Raw genomic sequence first — 18,169 nt, forward strand, 5'->3', positions numbered from 1 at the left:
ATCAGACCAGAATGTCGCTGATGACGTTGCCGCCATCGACGATTTCGATCGGACGGTCTCCGGGGGCCATCAATTCCTTGTCGGCCACAATGCCTAACAAGTGATACATCGTGGTGGCCAAATCCGCCGGCGACACCGGGCTGTGATCGGGTTCGGCCGCCGTACTGTCGGACGCACCATAGACCATGCCGCCTTTGACGCCCCCGCCGGCCAGCATCACGCTGAACACCTTGGGCCAGTGATCGCGTCCGGCGTCCGCGTTGATCTTGGGTGTGCGGCCGAATTCACTGGTGACCATGACCAGCGTTTCGTCCAATAAACCGCGCGAATCCAAGTCATCGATCAGGGCCGACAAGCCTTGATCCAGTGCGGGCATCGTGCGATTGAAACCGCTGGTAATGCTTTGGTGCATATCCCAGCCGCCGTAGGTCAGCGTCACCAAACGCGAACCGGCTTCGACCAAACGTCGTGCCATCAACAAACGTTGGCCGGCTTGGTTGCGTCCGTATCGGTCACGAAGCTTGTCGCCTTCCTTGTTGATGTCGAATGCTTCTTTGGCCGCCGGTGTGTCCAGCAGGTCGTAGGCCCTTTCGTAAAACGTGCTCATCGCGGCAACGTTGTCCGCCGACGTCATTGACGTGAAGCGGCGATTGACGACTTCCAACGCTTCTTTGCGTTTGACGAACCGGCTTTCGTCCACGCCACCGGACAAGTTCAAATCGCGGACCTGGAAATCACCACGGGCCGGATCACTGCCCAACGCGAATCCGCCGTAGCTGCTGGGCAAATATCCCGTTCCGGCGAATTCGTTGGGAACATTGGGAATACAGATATACGGAGGCAGGTTGTTTCGAGGTCCGTATTCGTGGCTGACGACGGCGCCGAAGCTGGGATACTGCAACGCCGGACTGGGTTTGTACCCGGTAAACATGTTGTGGGTGCCGCGTTCGTGGGCGGCTTCCCCGTGCGTCATGGACCGAATCACGCTGAATTTGTCAGCACGTTTGGCCAGCTTGGGAATCGTGTTGGAAAAGACTTCGCCCGTGTTCGTCTTCAGAGTGCCCATTTCCCCGCGATATTCCAGCGGACTGTAGGGCTTGGGATCGAAGGATTCCTGCTGGGCCATCCCGCCCGGCAAGAAAACGTGGATGACGCTTTTCGCTTTGGGTTTGATGAAGTCGTAATGCTTCATCTCCGCAGCGGCCTGACGCATCAGCAATTCAGGAAGCGACAGCCCGAATCCGGCGATCGATCCGGCCGCCAGAAATCCACGGCGGCTGAAAGGGTTTCCGACACAACGCATGCGAGTCATCTCCGGCGTAGTCGTCAAGGATGAACCGTCAATTCGGTCTCGCCAAACCATCGGCAAGATCAACGGAGACGGCAAAAAGGCGGGACCCGCGAAGCAAACTGCGACGCGGGCGGGAGGGTGGTGCAGCATCCGTCACGTGTCCATCAGACCACGCAATTGGATGCGACATTCCGTCCAACGATACTGGTCCGCCAAGCGTGCGTCAAATCTTTCCTATTCGGAAACCATCGCATCCGCCTAACGCTTCAGCACTGCGATTTCCCCGGCCCGAACGGCAAAACGTGGGAAATTTCCTGGCAAACGGTCGGCCACCGGCTTTCGGGATCCTCTCCGCAAGTGGGGTGGTTGGCACGACTTGGCGTTTCCAGCATTGTCAGGAAAGGCAGTCGGCCGAGCCTCCATCAGGGCCACCGCCAAGCTTTCAGCCCCGCCCCGGGGTCTCGCGGAGAATCGGGCAAAGTTTTGTTCCACTGCAAAACCATTTGCGTCAAACGCTGAACGACATCTGGGTGATTCGCCGCCACGTTGTCCTGTTCGCCGGGATCGCTGCCCAAGTCGTACAGTTCGACTCGCCCGCCATCGGGATTGACCAACAGCTTGAAATCTCCGTCGCGAACGGCCAATTGCGGCGGCATGTTGGCGGGGTGCCCGAAAACACGGTACCGCCATTCCCAAAAACACGGCGTGCGACGTTGGCGGTTCGCTCCCAGCCAAACGTCGTCCATCGCTTCCCCATCCCCACCGACGATCGCGTCGGCTGACTGACCAGCGATGGCGGCCAACGATGGCAAAAAATCCAAACCGCTGATCACTGATGTTCGATTGACCTTTCCGGCGGGAACATGGCCCGGCCAGCGGACGATCAACGGTGTGCGGATGCCACCTTCGTAGATGCTGCGTTTGCGACCACGAAACGGACCGCTGCTGCCGACCCCGCTGTGGGCCGCATTACGAATTTGAAAATCTTCGGGACCGTTGTCGCTGGAAAACAAAATCAACGTTCGATCCGCGCCCCCCAATTGTTCCAGCTGATCCATGAAGCGTCCGATCTGACGATCCATCTCCAACACACAGGCATAATAGATCTGCGCAACACCGGGAAACGGCACGCCTTGCGGTGCCAGATTTTTCACTCGATCCAATTGGTCTGGCGAAGGATTCAAGGTCGCATGCGGATCGGAAAACCATGCGTTGACATAAAACGGCTCCGGTGCATCTGCCTGTTCGCGAATGAAATCCAGCGTTGCGTCCAGGATATTGGCCGTGCAGACCGGGCGTGCTTCGGCACTCCAAATGTCGATCACCTGTTTACCCGCGACGTTGCAAAACTTGTCCGTTCGGAAAACATCAACGCCATAATGATCCGGCGAAACATTGCCGAGGTGCCACTTTCCAAAATGAGCCGTGACGTAGCCGGCGTCTTTCAGCATGTCGGGCAATGTGGGCACATTGGGGTCCAACGCATCGGGCATGCCACGCCGCTGGTTGCTTTGCCGGTTGGCCAAATGACCGAAAATGCGATGCCGCGCCGGGTTTTGCCCCGTCATGATGCCGGTCCGACTGGGCGAACATACCGAACCGGCGACATAGAACTGGGTGAACAGTGTGCCTTGCCGGGCCAGACGATCCAGATTTGGCGTCTTGATACGGCTTTGCCCATAGCAACTGAGATCGCCCCAACCCAAGTCATCGGCAAAAATGAAAACAACATTGGGTGGTTCCGAGGCGTTCGCCGGTTTCGACGGGTCGGCGGCAACCGCCAATGCACCAATGACCACCAAAGAAAACGACAACGCATTGCACCGGAGATCATTCAGCATGTCTTCGCTCTATCGCTGAGGGACCAAAACGTAGCCACCGACAACCAAACCAGACGTCGCGTGCGGACGATGACCAGGCCGGTGGCATTGTCCCGGTGACCATAACACGTCATGGGGCGCCGCGGGGTATCCACGGCACAGACAACCTGTCGCATCCTTTGAAGCAGACAGGTCGGACAGGGTCACCGTACAGGACGGTGTGCGAGAGCGAGTTCACCGCATGCGAATGGCACAGCAGACTTCACATCGATTTCGAGTCAACTGCCGGACTTGGACGTCTTTGGGATTCCAGCTTTGGATGCGATCCAGCCACCGGTCAAGGTTTTCGGCCATCGCATAGTCGCCAAGCTTCAATGTCAACAGAACACCTTCGATCGGCACTCGCGGGTGCGTGACAATATTTTCGACGGTCGAAAGGGTTTGGTCGGGCTTGACGTTGGAATCAACCATCATCCATTTGGCATCACCAAACACCGATCGCTTCAAGTCGCCCGCACGCGCCCGGACGTGCTGAAAATTTGGATGTTCATTGATCGACGGGTCCATTTCCGCGGGATCGATGCCCAGGACGCGAAGTCCCATTTCCAGCAACAGCCCGCTGGCACCTCCGGGCGAACTGCCAACATCAACGGCCAGATCACCGGGGCGCATCTCAAATCCAGACCAGGCAATCGACTCGGCGGCTTTGAAGTAGGCTCGGGAAACGGGTTCGACTTGGGGACGGATCGGTTGAATCCCTCCGGGCCACCGATCATGCCAATCACGGGCAACGTGCCATCCCCAAAACCATTGGTTCGGTTCCACCAACACAACGTCCATCACGGGCGTCCCGGCTTCGGCGATCCCATTGACCTTATCAGCGTCCAATAAGGTCTTCGGCAGGTGCGCAAGAATCTGTCCGCCCACAGCATCGCTGAGCGCGTCCAGTTCGGGTTCAAATCCGAACTTGCCGATCGGCAAACGGTCACGCGACCAGACGTGCAGGGTGCGAAAGGGGATCGGACCGGAAAACTTGGTCTGAAAATCCTCCGCCAACTTGGCGATCAACGCGTTGGAATCGTTCCCACGCCCCGAGCCAATCGAATGGCAGCTGCGGCGAATGAAGATTCCCGATGGCAGATCGGCTGCGGGATCATCATGTTTCAACGTCACAAATCCCGGCCGCGAAAACGCCAGCCGCCAGCCCTGTCGTGTGGCATCCGCCTTGACCCACGATTCAGCGCCATTGGCGCAAGTCGACATCGCGAATCCGGCTTGGGCATCCGAGGGTTGGTCAGGTATCTGCGGCACGTGTCGATGAATCCAGGCTGTCAGGGGTCAAGCGTCCGACCGGCAAGGGTGGGCAACCTTGCCTGCGGTCAAACCACGCATCGTGGCGAATGCACCTTGGCAAGTCGAGGTCCCGGCGGCCGACCGGATCGTCGACGTGGCTCGGTACTGGGCGTTGCCGGTCACACAGTTTGCACCGAAGGGCACAGTGTCGCAGGGGCGTTGAAATTCAGACCGAGGGGATCGAAGCACCTCATTTGTGGTGCGCCGATGTCTATGATGGGGTGTTCGCCTGGCCGAATGATCCGCCGGGCGATGGTTCCGCACCACGACAGACGACTCGGGGAGGCCCGTCATGAGTCAGCTTCACACGCCGGACCAGGAAATCCTGAAACTGTTGGCCTTCGTCAGTCGCGCCGAGGCGTCGGATTTGCATCTGAAGGTCGGCTTGCCTCCCTACGTGCGAATCGGCGGTCATCTGAAACCGCTGGACATGCCGCCGCTGCCCGACAGTACTTACATCACGGCGATGATGGTGGCGTTGATGCCGCCGGGACGTGAAGAGGAGTACCAAAAGTATGGCGGGATCGATTTTGCGTTTCTGTCAGAATCCGGCGACCGGTTTCGCGTCAACGCTTATCGATCCGATCGCCAAATGCATGCGGCATTGCGCCGGGTCAACAGCGTGATCCCGGATTTCGAAAAGCTGCACCTGCCGCCGGTGTATCAACAAACGATCTCGCGAAGTTTCGACGGGCTGATCTTGGTCACCGGTGTGACGGGCAGCGGCAAAAGCAGCACATTGGCCGCGATGATGGACTGGATCAATCACCACCGCAGCATGCACGTGATCACGATCGAAGACCCTATCGAATATCGATTCGCGTCCAACAAGTCGATCGTTTCGCAGCGTGAAATCGGTATCGATGTCCCCAGTTATTCCCATGCCTTGCGGTACGTCGTCCGGCAAGACCCCGATTGCATCTTGATCGGGGAACTGCGTGACAAAGAAACCATATTGGCGGCGGTCCAGGCAGCGGAGACCGGTCACTTGGTGATGGCGTCGATGCACTGCAGCGACGCGGAGCAATCATTCAGCCGCATCCTGGAATTCTTTCCCAAGGAAGAACACGCCTTCATTCGTTCATCGTTGGCGAACAGCTTGCGCGCGATCATGTGCCAGCGGCTGATCCCGGGTGCGGTCGAAGGCGAACGATACCCGGCCACCGAAGTCTTGTTGAACAATCCGATCGTGCGCGAGCGGATCTTGAACGAACAAGACGAAGACATCCCGGCGATCTTGAACGTTTGCAAAGACGAAGGCATGCGTGACTTCACGCATTCGCTGTGCGAGCTGGTCCAAGGTGGAAAGATTTCAATGGAGACCGGTATGGACTATGCGCCGCACCGCGAATCGTTGGCGTCCCTGCTGAAGGGCATCGATACCGCGGCCGACGGGTTGGTTTCGCGGGTTTGATCATCCACGCTTCACGCTGGCACCGCTGCCAACTGCCTGCAAACGGGCGGCGAAAAGCTGGATCTGTTACAGATTGACCAACAGGTCCAACATTTCGCTGGCGGTCGAGATCACTCGCGAACTGGCTTGGAATGCTCGTTGGTACATGATCATCTTGATTGATTCTTCATCGATGTTCACACCGGTGATCGCCAAGTGTTTGCTTTGCAGCGTGGCGTGAAAGTCGCTCAGACCTTGCGTGCTGCTTTGGTGCAAACTGACCTCTTGTCCCAACGACGCGATGGAGTGTTCATAGACGCCGCGCACGGTGCGGCCGTCCAGCACGTCCAGGGGCCGGTCGACCAGATCGGTCATTTCATAAAGGGCTTCGGTGTCTTCGCCGATGCCGCCGAAACTGACCGCCAACAAGTCCGCGTCTTGAGCCAAGACATCATTGACGGCGATGTCACCGGCGTGAGTCCCGGTGAAGAAGGTATTCAGACCCGCGGCCGCTAAGAACCCGCTGGTGTCTTCGCCAAAGGTAAATTCAGTCGGCGGGTTGTCGGAACTGATCTTCAGTCGACCTTCATTGGTGATCGTGGCGGAAAGTCCGTCGATGTCATCGATCTGCTGGGCCACCGATTGCATCGTCGAATCACCGACTTGGCCCAACACACGGACGGTGATGCGGTGGTTGGAAATGACTTTGCCATCGGCGTCGACCAACGCCATGTCAAAAGTTCCGTTTTCGGGTGTGAACGGCAGGCCGGCCGATTCCAATGGCACGCCGGGTTCGCTGGCCGAATCGGACGTCAGATCGGTGTAGCCTTTGCGGCCTTGTCCCTGAGTGTGAATCTGGTTGATCGTCCGGATCAAACCGGACGCCATCGAATCCAAGTCACCGACGAATTCACCAAAGATACTGTCGCGGGCTTGCAGCGCGGCCCCCAACTTGCCGCCGGTCGCTTGCAGCGGTGCATCGGTTTCGATGATGCGAACCTCGGGACGACTTTCATTTTCGCTGTAGGCGGTGTAGACGTCCCGTGCGATGCCATTGGTGACCAAGTAATCGCCGCCGACGAATACGTTGACGTTGCCACTGGTTTGTTCTTGGAAGTTGATGTTGACGTACGTCGCCAATTCTTCGAGTGCTTGATAGCGTTCGTCACGCAGCCCCGTTGCATCGCTGCCGATCAAACCGCCGCCTTCGATCGTGGCGATTTCGACATTCAGTTCGGCGATGCGGTTGGTCAGCCGGTTGATCTGGTTGCTGATGTCATCCAGTTCGGTGTTCACACCCGCTTGGCGATCCAGCACTTTTTCGCGTGTGTTGTTCAGCTTCGACGCCAAGGATTGCCCTTGCAGAATGACGAATTCCCGCAGCGCCGAATCGGCCGGCTGGGTCGTCAATTCATGCAACGCGTTGTTGAATTCGGACAGCTGGAAATTGATTCCGTTGTTGTCCAGTTCGCTGGCGATTTCTTCCAGCTGTGAATACGCCTGGCCCAACGATTCGGCGCCGGCCAGCGCCGTGCCGGCATTGAACATTTGTTCGGCCAACGCCTTGTCGACCACCTGCGTGATGCCGGTCGGCCGAACGCCCTGGCCCTTGATCAACCCGCCCTGGCGAAAAGCACCGGCGGGCGTCTGTTCCAGACGCTGGCGGATGTAGCCTTCGGTGTTGGAATTGGCAATGTTGTTGCCGACCACTTGCAGGCCGATCTGCGCCGCCTGCAGTGCACCGTTGGACTGTTGGATCGTTCCGAATAGGCTCATCGATCAGGTTTCTCCCCTGATCGGTTTTCGGACGCGCAAGGCGTCGAACTTTATCCAATCCCTACAACCGGCCCCGAATCAATTGTTGATGATCGCGTCGGTGACCAGATCAACAGGGATGATGCCGTACAGACCGTCGGTGAAAACTTGCTGGACCCAGTTGTCGAACACTTGGATCGGTTTCTCGGGAACGATGATGACGTCGCCGTCTTGGACCCAAATTTCGTCGGCCGGTGTGGGGCGTTTACCCAACACGGCCCCGCGCAGGTCCAACATCGTGGAGATCAGACGCCAGTCTTGTGCCCGGCGGAAAATCACCACTTGTCGCATGTTTCCGCCCGGCAGGTGACCGCCCGCGGCGGCAATCATCCCCAGCACGGTCGTGGGCGTGTCGATTTGGATCCGCGACGGATTGGCGACTTGCCCCAAGACGTGCACGACATGGGGGGCCTGGCCGGTCAAAATCGGTTCCACCTCCAGACCGACCACGATACGGCTATAACGCAGATTGATCTCGCGTTTCAGCTGGCTAAGCGTGAATCCTTGAACACAGACGGCCCCCAAGCCGGGCAAACGAAGATTGCCGTCGGGCATGACGACCAAATCCAAATTCTGCTGATTGAATCCACCCTGGCCGGCGACCGCCGATCGGATGTCTTCGGCCAGCGTGTTGGTGCGGACCGGCGTGACGTCGATCGACGGTTCTTCGTAGTATTCCGTGTACAACTCTTCCAGCTGTTCGCGCAATTGCCGAACGGTCAGACCGGCGGCCTGGACTTCGCCCAACAACCGAAGCGTCAACGTACCATCGGGCTGAATCTGTAGGCCTCGGTCCAGAGTCCCGCGGACCAAATCAGGATCCTGTAACGATTCGATCAACACTTCGTCCCCGGGTGTCAATCGATACGATCCGCCGCCCTGTCGACGAGTCACCAGGTACAGCAAGCGAACTTGGTCGCCGGGTCGAAGACGGTACTGTGCCAGGTGCGCCGTCCTCGGTGGTCCGGCATACCCGCCGGGTCCGTAGGGTGCGAATTGCACCGGCCGCATGTCTTGCCAGCGCGACTCGCTGCCCCAGCAGTTTTGGCAATCAACACCCATCATGCAGTTGGGACATCCGCTGCCGGGCTGGATGCCACATGCGCCGCCACCGCCGTTTGCACAGGGACGATTTTGAATCGCAGCGCTGCCGGCCTCTGGTGGTGTCCAAGGCGTCGACGACTGGGCACACAACGTCGTCGCCATCAATATCGACAAGATCATCGCCAGACCGACGACGCCATACGTGCTGGGCCAACATCGCGCCGAAGGGCGGACGCCGAGAAGCGGTGAATGATTCGCCATAGGGATCACCACCACTTTCCGATCGCGTTGAACATCCGCTTTGCCGGCCCCGGTTCGGGAGCGGTGGATGCTGGGGGCATGGCGCCGGGCGCAACCAGTTGGCCGGGCGCGGCTTGCCGGTTTGCCGAGGCATTTACGTTCCCCGAAACGGCGTAGGGTTGAACGACGGCATTGGGCCGCATGGCCACCCGCGGGTTCATCGTGGTTGCCTGGTTAGGCGTGGCGGTCTGATTTCCGATCATCGCCGGCGTGCCGTGGACCACTGGGGGCCGAGCGGACAGGGAAGCGAATTCCGCCGGGCTGACGTGGACGACCTCGGGAACCGGCGATCCGGTCGCCGCTGCACCCGCGTTCTGCAAGCTTTGACGTGCGGCGATCATCCACTGACCCGCCGCATCCGTTTCGCCAGCTTGGTGCATCAGTCGTGCGATCAGCTCCGCCGATTCGGCCGATGGCTCGTGCTGATACGACTGCTGCAATGCCCAATGAGCTTCGCGATACAGACCGACGTCGATCAACTGGCGGCCAAGGTTCAACGCCAAGCTGGCATTCTGCGGTTGCCCCTGCAGCGCGGCACGACGCAGACAAAGGGCGACCGGCCCCGCCAACGTCGTTTCGTCATTGCGAGAAAGTGTCACAGCGGCCAACAGATCCAACGACCGTGCCGCAACCAGATGACGCGACGCCAAATCACCAAGCATGCGTCGCGCATGGTTCAAGTAGACGTCGGCCAATTGGCGACATGACGGCACGACCGCGTGCGAAGCATCCAGCCAAGGTGCGGCCACGCTGGTGCGATGCGAACGAATCAGGCGTCGCAACACGACCGGATCATCGGCCGCGTACGGGCCTACGAAGTCTTTGGCTTCGCGGATGGCATCGATTGCCTGGTTCAACTGCTGGACGTCGCGTGAAGAAGACGACTGGCAATCCAAACTTTGGGCCGCCTTGCGGATGGCCAACCATGCGTTGTCTTCGGCGCTGGCCCAAGCCCCGACACCGTAGTCTGCGGTCGCCTCGGCCAAAGCCATCGATGCGTCACGGTCCAGCGAAATCGATGTTCCGCTGGCCAGCCACGGGCGTGGCGACGTTGCGGGTTGGGTTTGGAAGACTTCCTGGCTTTGCGCTGCCGCGACCACTTTGTAACCAGACGTTGCACCGGAGCCTGGCACCGTCCATTGGCCCGATGCGTTGCTGGCGAATGTGCCCACTTGTTCGTCGCCGCTTGCCACAGAACCGGTTGGCAGCATCCTGGACCGCGGAACGGATTCCGACAGCGACGGTGGTACCGGCGGAGTCGCGTCCGTCCCCTTCGCTTGCACCGCGGGCAACCGCGCGGCTTTCATCGGTGCGGGCGGCTTCGCGGAGCTCGGTGAGTTTGTCGATGCCTGCGTTTGAAACAGCTGATCCATCGGTATCGGCGCTGGAACCGCCGTCGAGGGTTGAATCCCCAGACCTTCTGGCCCGGTGGCCTGTGTTCCGGTCAAACTGGTGGACGCATCGGTCGTTTTAACGAGTTTTCCCGGGCGTGGTATGCACTGCCATCCCTGCAGCGAACCGGCGGCTGATGGGCCGGATTGCTCCGGTGCAGCAATCTGTTGCACGAAAGGATTGACTTGCGGTGTTTCCGCGGCCGGCAGGGTCGACGGAATGATGACGGCCGACATCAAGCACGACCGCAGACGTCGACGTGACCGGCGGACAGCCGACGGTCGGTCCGCAGCGTTCTGCGCGGTGGGTCGGTTGGAACGATTTCGGTACGTCATCGGTGCTCGGTTTCATCCGTGAAACGCGACGAATCAGGCAGTGACCGGCTTCCGTGCCGCCCCCTCGATCGAACGCCGCCGTGCCGCCCCGTTGTCCGCGGGGCATCGGCGTACGCACTGAACACTGCCTCTGCGTCATGGTTCCCATCGGAAGAATCCGTCCAATGCTTCGGGCCAAACCGACCAGCCGACTTTTCGGACGCTGTGATCCATCGACCAGGTCGAATAACCGACAAAGTCGATCGCCGGATGTCGTCACAATGTGGGCCCGACCGTCCAAGGGATGAATTCGTGGTCGCCGATGCCCAGTTCTTCGCTGGACGTTTTCCGGCCGCTGGCAACGTCCAGCGAGAACTCAAAGATTCGCTGACCGACCTGGTCGACACTGTGACCGTCGGCAATGTCTCCCGCATTGACGTCCATGTCTTCGCGCATGCGGTGGAACAGATCGCTGTTGCTGGCGATTTTGATCACCGGCACCGGTTTACAACCGAAGCAGCTTCCTCGACCGGTGGTGAACAGTACAAGGTTGCAGCCTCCGGCGACTTTGCCGGTCACGCTGGCTGGATCGAATCCGGGACTATCCATGACACTCAAGCCGGCTCGGTCGATGCGTTGGGCATAGTCATAGACTGCTTGCAGGGTCGTGGAACCGCTTTTGCAGACGGCCCCCAGCGATTTTTCGGTGATGGTGGTCAGCCCCCCGGCCTTGTTTCCCACCGAGGGGTTGTTGTCAATCTGGCCGCCGAACATCGCCACGTGTTCTTTCCACCAGCGGATTTTATCCAGCAGTGCATTGGCCACGTCATCGCTGCGGCTGCGGTCAACCAACAAATGCTCCGCCCCGTACAGCTCGGTGGTTTCCGAGATCACCGCCGAACCGCCGCAAGCCACAAAGCGGTCGGCCGCGGCACCGACGGCCGGGTTGGCGGTCCAACCGGAATAGGCATCGCTGCCGCCGCATTCCAGGGCGACCGACAGATGCGATGCGTCGACCGGGGCGCGTCGGCAGGCGTTGGCCCGATCCAGGACTTGTTCCAGCAACGCATCGGCTTTTTCAATCGTCGCCCGGGTGCCGCCTTCCGTTTGCATGACGATCATCGGCACGCCATCGTCGCGGGTCAGTTGTCGTCCGTCGGGCCCGTACAGCGATACCATTTGATGGTGTTCCGCCAAATAACCGGCGGTTGTTTGTTCGCAACCCAAGCCGATCATCAAACACCCGGCGACGTTGGCGTGCCGCGCATACCCGGACAGGACGCGGCCCAGCATTTCGTGTTTCTGGCCGCCGTAGCGGAGGGCACAACCGGTGGTGTGCGTCGCGACAAAGACGCCATCGACATTCGGCCAGCGTGCCAGCCGATCATCGTCAAAACGTTTGAGCACCGCGTGGCAAACGCTGGCGCTGCAATTGACCGTCGCGATGAGTCCGACGTAGTTCCGGGTGCCGACCTTGCCGCCGGGACGGTGGTAACCCTGAAACGTCGCCCGGATCGGTGTCGGACGCTGCGGTGGATGTCGATTGTCGACACGGACCGCGATGCGATGGTCATCGGCCAGATTGTGATCATGAACGTGATCACCAACGCGGATCGGCTGCGTGGCTTTTCCGATCCGCTGGCCATACTTCCGGACATCGGTATCGGCATCGATCGGGGCGATCGCCATCTTGTGCCCCGGCGGAATACGTTGACAAACGACGATCGTATTTCCGGTCGAAGACGACGGATCTGCCGGTGGCGGAATCGCCACGCTCTGTCCGGGCATCAGCATTTCCGTTGCGATCCCCACGTTGTCGTCATCGTGCAACCGAACCAAGCGGGCTTGGGCCTGCGGAGTTGAGCTGCCCGATGGGTGATCGGTGTCGCCATTTGGTGGCACAAAGGTCATGGCTTCGAATTCCGCTGGGTTCCTTGGGGCTTCTTGTGGTTCCGTCGCGACGGGGGTCCGCCTATATTCTTCGACCCGTATGCAATGATTCGTTTCCGCGTCGCCAGGGTTCCGAGCCGACTACCGAACATGAAGATCCACGAATACCAAGGCAAAGAATTGTTTCGCCAGGCCGGCGTGCCGGTGCTGGAAGGCCAAATGGTAACGACGCCCGATGAGGCCGCGGCGGCGTATGACAAGCTGGGCGGAAAGATTGCGGTGGTCAAAGCCCAAATCCATGCCGGCGGGCGTGGCAAAGGCAACGTCATCGACAATCCCGATCAAAAAGGCGTCGTCTTGGTCAAGTCGGCCGACGAAGCCAAAGCGGCGGCGGCGGGCCTGCTGGGCAACAAACTGGTGACCATCCAAACGGGCCCCGAAGGCCAGACGGTCAACCGTGTGTTTGTCGAAGCCGGTTGCGACATTGCCCGCGAATTGTACTTGGGCATCGTTCTGGACCGTGCCGCATCACGCCCGGTCTTGATGGCCAGCACCGAAGGCGGTGTGGAGATCGAAACCGTCGCGGAGGAAACGCCGGAACTGATCTTCAAAGAACACTTCGATCCCGCCGTCGGACTGGATGCTTACCAAGTCCGCAAGCTGTGCAAGAAACTGAAGATCGAAGGTGCCGCGGCCAAGGCGGCCCACAAGTTCATGACCGCGATCTGTCGGTTCTTTGTCGATTTCGATTGCTCGCTTGCCGAAATCAATCCGCTGGTCATCACCGGCGACGGCGAAATGATCGCCTTGGACGCCAAAGTCACCTTTGATGAAAACGCCTTGTTCCGCCACAAAGACCTTTTGGAACTTCGCGACCTGAGTGAAGAAGAAGAAAGTGAGGTCCGCGCGGCCAACGCGGGACTGAGCTATGTCAAGCTGGAAGGCAACATCGCCTGCCTGGTCAACGGTGCCGGTCTGGCGATGTCGACGATGGACATCATCAAGTACCACGGCGGCCAGCCGGCCAACTTTTTGGACGTCGGCGGCGGGGCCAACGCCCAACAGGTCACCGAAGCGTTCCGGATTCTGTTGAGCGATCCGAATTGCAAAGGCGTCTTGGTCAATATCTTCGGCGGCATTGCCCGCTGTACGACGATCGCCAGCGCGTTGATCGAAGCCGGCAAAGAAGTCGGGTTCAGCGTCCCGTTGGTCGTTCGTTTGGAAGGCACCGAGGTCGAAGAAGGCCGCAAGTTGCTGGAAGAATCCGACATCGACGTCATCACCGCGACGGACCTGACAGACGCGGCGAAGAAAATCGTTGCCGCGGTCGCCTGAGCGGCCATTCGCCGCTTTCGCCCCTGAATCCGAACCCCGTTCATCGCCAACCGATTACCGCTCAAAGCTCTCTCTCATGTCCATCCTGATCGACAAGAACACCAAGGTCATCTGCCAAGGCATCACCGGCAGTGCGGGCAGCTTCCACACCAAGGGCTGCAAGGAATACGCCGGCACCCAAATGGTCGGTGGCGTCACTCCGGGCAAAGGCGGACAAACCGTCGAAGGTCTGCCGGTCTTTGACACCGTCGAAGAAGCCGTCGCCCAAACCGGCGCCGACGCGACGATGATTTTTGTCCCGCCACCGTTCACCGCCGATGCCATCTTGGAAGCGGTCGACGCCGGCATCCGGGTCATCGCCGCCATCACCGAAGGCGTCCCGGTGCTGGACATGGTCCGCGTCTATGAAAAAGTCAAAGCCAGCGATTCGATCCTGATCGGCCCCAACTGTCCCGGTTTGATCACGCCGGAGGAATGCAAGATCGGCATCATGCCCGGTTACATTCACCAGCGGGGCAAGGTCGGGGTGATGAGCCGCAGTGGAACGCTGACCTACGAGGCCGTTTGGCAAACCAGCAACCTGGGCCTGGGCCAGAGCACCTGCGTCGGGCTGGGCGGCGACCCGATCGTCGGCACCAATTACATCGATCTGTTCAAGCTGTACCAGGAAGACGACCAGACCGAAGCGATCCTGATGATCGGTGAAATCGGTGGCACCGCCGAGGAAGAAGCCGCCGCGTTCGTCAAGGAACATGTCACCAAACCGGTCGCGGCCTTCATCGCCGGACGAACCGCACCGCCCGGCAAACGCATGGGTCACGCCGGTGCCATCATTTCCGGCGGCAAGGGAACGGCCACCGAGAAGGTCGCGGCACTGGAAGATGCCGGGATTGTCGTCGCACCGACGCCCGCCACGATGGGCGAAGCGGTCACCGAAGCGATCAAAAAGCACAGCTGACCGGCCATCGCCCCGTCACCGCCTTCGTCGATCAAACGGACAGGCCCCGACGCAGTCCGCTGGCGGTGGTCGGCATGACCGGCCGGATCGCTACGATCCACCATCGCGGCGATCGACATACCGCCGGACGCCGGTTGTCGCAGGTGCCGCCGCAAAGTTGGATTATTTTGGAATGCTGTTTCCGTGGACGGCCGTCCCGCCATCCACGGGTTCGCTTCCAACGACCACGGCACGGCGTTCATGCCCGATACAGTTTCGGAAATTTCCACGACGCGTTTCGCCGCATCGCACGCCCTTCCCAGTGGCCAGGGCGAATCGCAGGATTCGTCCAGCAACCGCCACCCCACGGTGCCGGCCGGCCGCTGGACTGTCGCGTCAGTCGACAACGGCCAGACACCGTCGATCGCTGCGGCCACGACGACGCCCATCGCGGTCCGCTGTTTGTCGCTGGATGAACTGGATCCACAAGCCATCGATTCCTGGTCGCAGCTCCGGGAAGGCCGACCGGAATTTCAATCGCCGTTCTTTTCCCATCGTTTCGCACAAGCCGTCCAGCGTGCACGAGGCGACGTGCAGGTGGCGGTCGCCAGCCAGCGAAATCGAATCGTCGGCGTGCTGCCGTTTCATCGACGCGGCCGTGTCGCCTATCCGGTCGGTCGTTTCTTTAACGACGCACACCAACTGATCACGGCCAGTGATGTAACCGTCGATTGGATCGATCTACTGCGTCAACTGTCATTGCGATCCTTTGATGCCCACGCCATGACGGGCGTCAACGATCGCGACCGCGATCGTTTTCGAATGCGGACGGTGCGATCGTTTGCTTGCGAGCTAGGCGACGATTCGCGTGGCTACCTGAAGCGTTTGGGGCGTGATCACAAAACGATCGGACGCCAGCCTCAAAAAACGCGCAAGATGCAACGTGAAGTCGGGACGGTGCGTTGGGAACTGGACTGTCGCGACCCCGCCGTGCTGGACCAGGTCATCGCCTGGAAACGTGACCAGTACCGGCGGACCCACATCTTGGACCTGTTCAAACCCGACTGGACCCGCCGCATGATCGGCGACTTGCACAGCGACTTGGGTTCGAATGCCGCAGACTTCGGCCGCTGTTCATCGCGAGGACTGTTGAGTGTGCTGTGGGTCGACGGACGACCGGCCGCCGGGCACTTCGGGATGATCGAATCCGGGCGACTTCACTATTGGTTCCCCGCCTATGATCCGGCACTGGGGCGATATTCACCGGGGACCGCATTGTTCCGCGGCATCATCGAAGCGGCATCGGATCACGGGATCACGATGATCGACATGGGCTATGGCGAACAGCCTTACAAACGCAAACAAACCGATGCAGTGACCGAGGTTTCGGCCGGCTGCATCAGCCGTTGCAAGATCCATCGCGCCTACCGATTCTTGGAACGCATGGTGGTCCACGCGGCGCAGTCGATCCCGATGAAGGAATCCGTCAAGCGGATCGTCCGCGCGACGACCCCGGATGCCGGGATCGGCAAACTGCGATAAGCCAAGCTTTGCGTTCCCCGCGAATCAAGCCCACGACACCGGCGACTACATCACGCTGAAGTAGTTGTCACAGGCGAAGTCGAAGTACTCGTTCTTCAGTTCGACTTTGAAATCGTTGTACAGGCAATAGTTGCGAACCTGCAGCAACAGGTCACGCGGCTGGCAATTACGAAACGGTCGATTGACGGGCAAATAGTGCGTCTTGATCAGGTAATCGATCGGGCCGGGATCGTACGGGATCTTGGTCACCTTACACATGATCTCGAACAGTTTACGGAAGTCGGCTTCCGGCGGATTTTCGACTTCGATCTTGTAGGGAATCCGTCGCAAGAACGCGTCGTCGACCAAGTCCTTGGGTTCCAGGTTGGTGCTGAAGACGACCAGTTGATCAAAGGGAACCTGAATCTTCTTTCCGCTGGCCATGTTCAAAAAGTCGTACCGTTTTTCCAGCGGCACGATCCAGCGGTTCAGCAACTGATCCACGCTCATCTTTTGACGGCCAAAGTCATCGATGACCAGCGTGCCGCAGTTGCTTTTCAGCTGCATCGGCGATTCGCTGATGTTCGATTCGTTGTTACGAGCGACTTCCAGCATGTCCATCGTCAATTCGCCACCGGCCACGATGGTGGGCCGCTTGATGCGGACCCAACGCTGGTCGAACGGATCCTGTTTGAGCAACCCGGATCCCGGATCGGGCATTTCCAATTCATGGTTCATCGGATCGAAGACCCGCAGCACGTCGCCGTCGACATCGATCGCCCGCGGGATCCAAATGTATTTTCCGAATGCCCGGGTGACCCGTTCGGCGATGGACGTTTTCCCGTTGCCGGGGAAACCGAACAGGAACATGCCGCGTCCGCTGGCGATTGCGGGGCCCAAACGCAGCAACATCTTGGGATTGATCAGCAGGTCTCGGAACGCTTCCTGCAGGTTTTGCTTTTTCGGATACTGACCTTCGATCGTCTGTTTTTTGACACTGACGATGTAGTCTTGCAGCCGCACCGGACAGGACCCGTAGTAGGTGCAATCCGAGGCATGATTGCGTGCGATCGCACGTCCCGATTCGCTCAGGATATACACGTAATCGTTGGTCGCCGTCGCACTCTTGTACGCAACGTTCTGTTCCATTTTCAGCCGCGTCAAAATCGGCTCGATCATCCGGAAGGGCAACTTCACCTGATCAGCGATCTGGCGGCCGGGACATTCCCCGACGTTCAACAGATAGCGATAGACGATCGCTTCCAGCAGGGTTTCGTTGACGCCCGCTTCCTGCATCGTGGCCGGTTCGATGGGACGCCAAGGTTCGTCACGCGATGGCTGAAAACCCAACTTGGCGGCAGACGCTGCTTGGGCGGGTCGCGCCGTCGGTGCCGCTGGCTGGGTCGCGGCCGGCCGGGCTGTCACCGGCGGCCGGGTGGCAGCCGCGGGATTCGCCGCGGCGGGCGGCACAGGCGATCCCACCGGCGCCCGATCGGTCGGCAAGGCGGCCGGTTGCCTGGTTTGTGGCGGTGATGGCGACGATGACGCCGGGGTGGCACCATCGCTCGGCTCGGCCGCTTGTCCGCTGAGCGACTCGATTCTGGCCAACAATGCGTCCAGCTGGCTATCCGCATCGGGGGCAGCGGACGGCATTCCCGGCGCGGCGGGACGATTCGATGAACTCATTTTGCACCCATGGTTGGAATCCTTTCCGACTTCCGAATTTATCGGCAGGCATGGATAACGCCGCGACGCGGTGGGGGT

At 59.8% G+C, this 18,169-nt stretch carries 12 protein-coding genes; 4 read left to right on the forward strand and 8 right to left on the reverse strand.

The features are described 5' to 3' along the window. Window position 1 precedes the first annotated feature (1 nt). From Mal65_RS18330 to Mal65_RS18340, 3 genes are all read right to left on the reverse strand, one after another. Window positions 2-1,303 carry a DUF1501 domain-containing protein gene (locus Mal65_RS18330; protein ID WP_145305031.1) on the reverse strand — a complete coding sequence of 434 codons (1,302 nt, stop codon included), beginning with the start codon at window positions 1,301-1,303 and terminating at the stop codon, window positions 2-4. 410 nt (window positions 1,304-1,713) lie between these two features. Continuing rightward, window positions 1,714-3,132 carry a sulfatase family protein gene (locus tag Mal65_RS18335; protein ID WP_145300825.1) on the reverse strand — a complete coding sequence of 473 codons (1,419 nt, stop codon included), beginning with the start codon at window positions 3,130-3,132 and terminating at the stop codon, window positions 1,714-1,716. A gap of 213 nt (window positions 3,133-3,345) precedes the next feature. After that, the gene (locus tag Mal65_RS18340) at window positions 3,346-4,374 is read right to left on the reverse strand and encodes an SAM-dependent methyltransferase (RefSeq protein ID WP_196784279.1); all 1,029 of its coding nucleotides are present in this window, start codon (window positions 4,372-4,374) and stop codon (window positions 3,346-3,348) included. Window positions 4,375-4,756: 382 nt separating this feature from the next. Here Mal65_RS18340 and Mal65_RS18345 point away from each other — a divergent pair, with 382 nt between their 5' ends. Further along, on the forward strand, window positions 4,757-5,878 hold the full coding sequence (locus Mal65_RS18345) for a type IV pilus twitching motility protein PilT (protein ID WP_145300832.1): 1,122 nt from the start codon (window positions 4,757-4,759) through the stop codon (window positions 5,876-5,878). A gap of 66 nt (window positions 5,879-5,944) precedes the next feature. Here the strand turns inward: Mal65_RS18345 and flgK are convergent, their stop codons facing one another. From flgK to Mal65_RS18365, 4 genes are all read right to left on the reverse strand, one after another. Next, on the reverse strand, window positions 5,945-7,633 hold the full coding sequence (flgK, locus tag Mal65_RS18350) for a flagellar hook-associated protein FlgK (RefSeq protein ID WP_145300834.1): 1,689 nt from the start codon (window positions 7,631-7,633) through the stop codon (window positions 5,945-5,947). Window positions 7,634-7,711: 78 nt separating this feature from the next. Beyond that, window positions 7,712-8,977 (reverse strand): polysaccharide biosynthesis/export family protein, encoded by a 1,266-nt coding sequence (locus Mal65_RS18355; protein ID WP_165701371.1) that lies wholly within the window; start codon window positions 8,975-8,977, stop codon window positions 7,712-7,714. Between the two features lie 5 nt (window positions 8,978-8,982). After that, on the reverse strand, window positions 8,983-10,743 hold the full coding sequence (locus Mal65_RS18360) for a hypothetical protein (protein ID WP_231131170.1): 1,761 nt from the start codon (window positions 10,741-10,743) through the stop codon (window positions 8,983-8,985). Window positions 10,744-10,998: 255 nt separating this feature from the next. Beyond that, window positions 10,999-12,633 (reverse strand): UxaA family hydrolase, encoded by a 1,635-nt coding sequence (locus tag Mal65_RS18365; protein ID WP_145300840.1) that lies wholly within the window; start codon window positions 12,631-12,633, stop codon window positions 10,999-11,001. A 129-nt stretch (window positions 12,634-12,762) separates the two neighbouring features. Here Mal65_RS18365 and sucC point away from each other — a divergent pair, with 129 nt between their 5' ends. The 3 genes from sucC to Mal65_RS18380 all read left to right on the forward strand — a co-directional run bounded on the left by sucC (window position 12,763) and on the right by Mal65_RS18380 (window position 16,426). Then, window positions 12,763-13,947 carry an ADP-forming succinate--CoA ligase subunit beta gene (gene sucC, locus Mal65_RS18370; protein WP_145300844.1) on the forward strand — a complete coding sequence of 395 codons (1,185 nt, stop codon included), beginning with the start codon at window positions 12,763-12,765 and terminating at the stop codon, window positions 13,945-13,947. A 76-nt stretch (window positions 13,948-14,023) separates the two neighbouring features. Next, the gene (gene sucD, locus Mal65_RS18375) at window positions 14,024-14,905 is read left to right on the forward strand and encodes a succinate--CoA ligase subunit alpha (RefSeq protein ID WP_145300848.1); all 882 of its coding nucleotides are present in this window, start codon (window positions 14,024-14,026) and stop codon (window positions 14,903-14,905) included. A gap of 240 nt (window positions 14,906-15,145) precedes the next feature. Further along, window positions 15,146-16,426: a GNAT family N-acetyltransferase gene (locus Mal65_RS18380; RefSeq protein WP_145300851.1), complete on the forward strand. Its 1,281-nt coding sequence runs from the start codon at window positions 15,146-15,148 to the stop codon at window positions 16,424-16,426. 45 nt (window positions 16,427-16,471) lie between these two features. Here the strand turns inward: Mal65_RS18380 and Mal65_RS18385 are convergent, their stop codons facing one another. Continuing rightward, window positions 16,472-18,091: a DUF8689 domain-containing protein gene (locus tag Mal65_RS18385; RefSeq protein ID WP_196784280.1), complete on the reverse strand. Its 1,620-nt coding sequence runs from the start codon at window positions 18,089-18,091 to the stop codon at window positions 16,472-16,474. Window positions 18,092-18,169 lie beyond the last annotated feature (78 nt).

This window comes from Crateriforma conspicua (assembly GCF_007752935.1).
Taxonomy (GTDB): Bacteria; Planctomycetota; Planctomycetia; order Pirellulales; family Pirellulaceae; genus Crateriforma; species Crateriforma conspicua.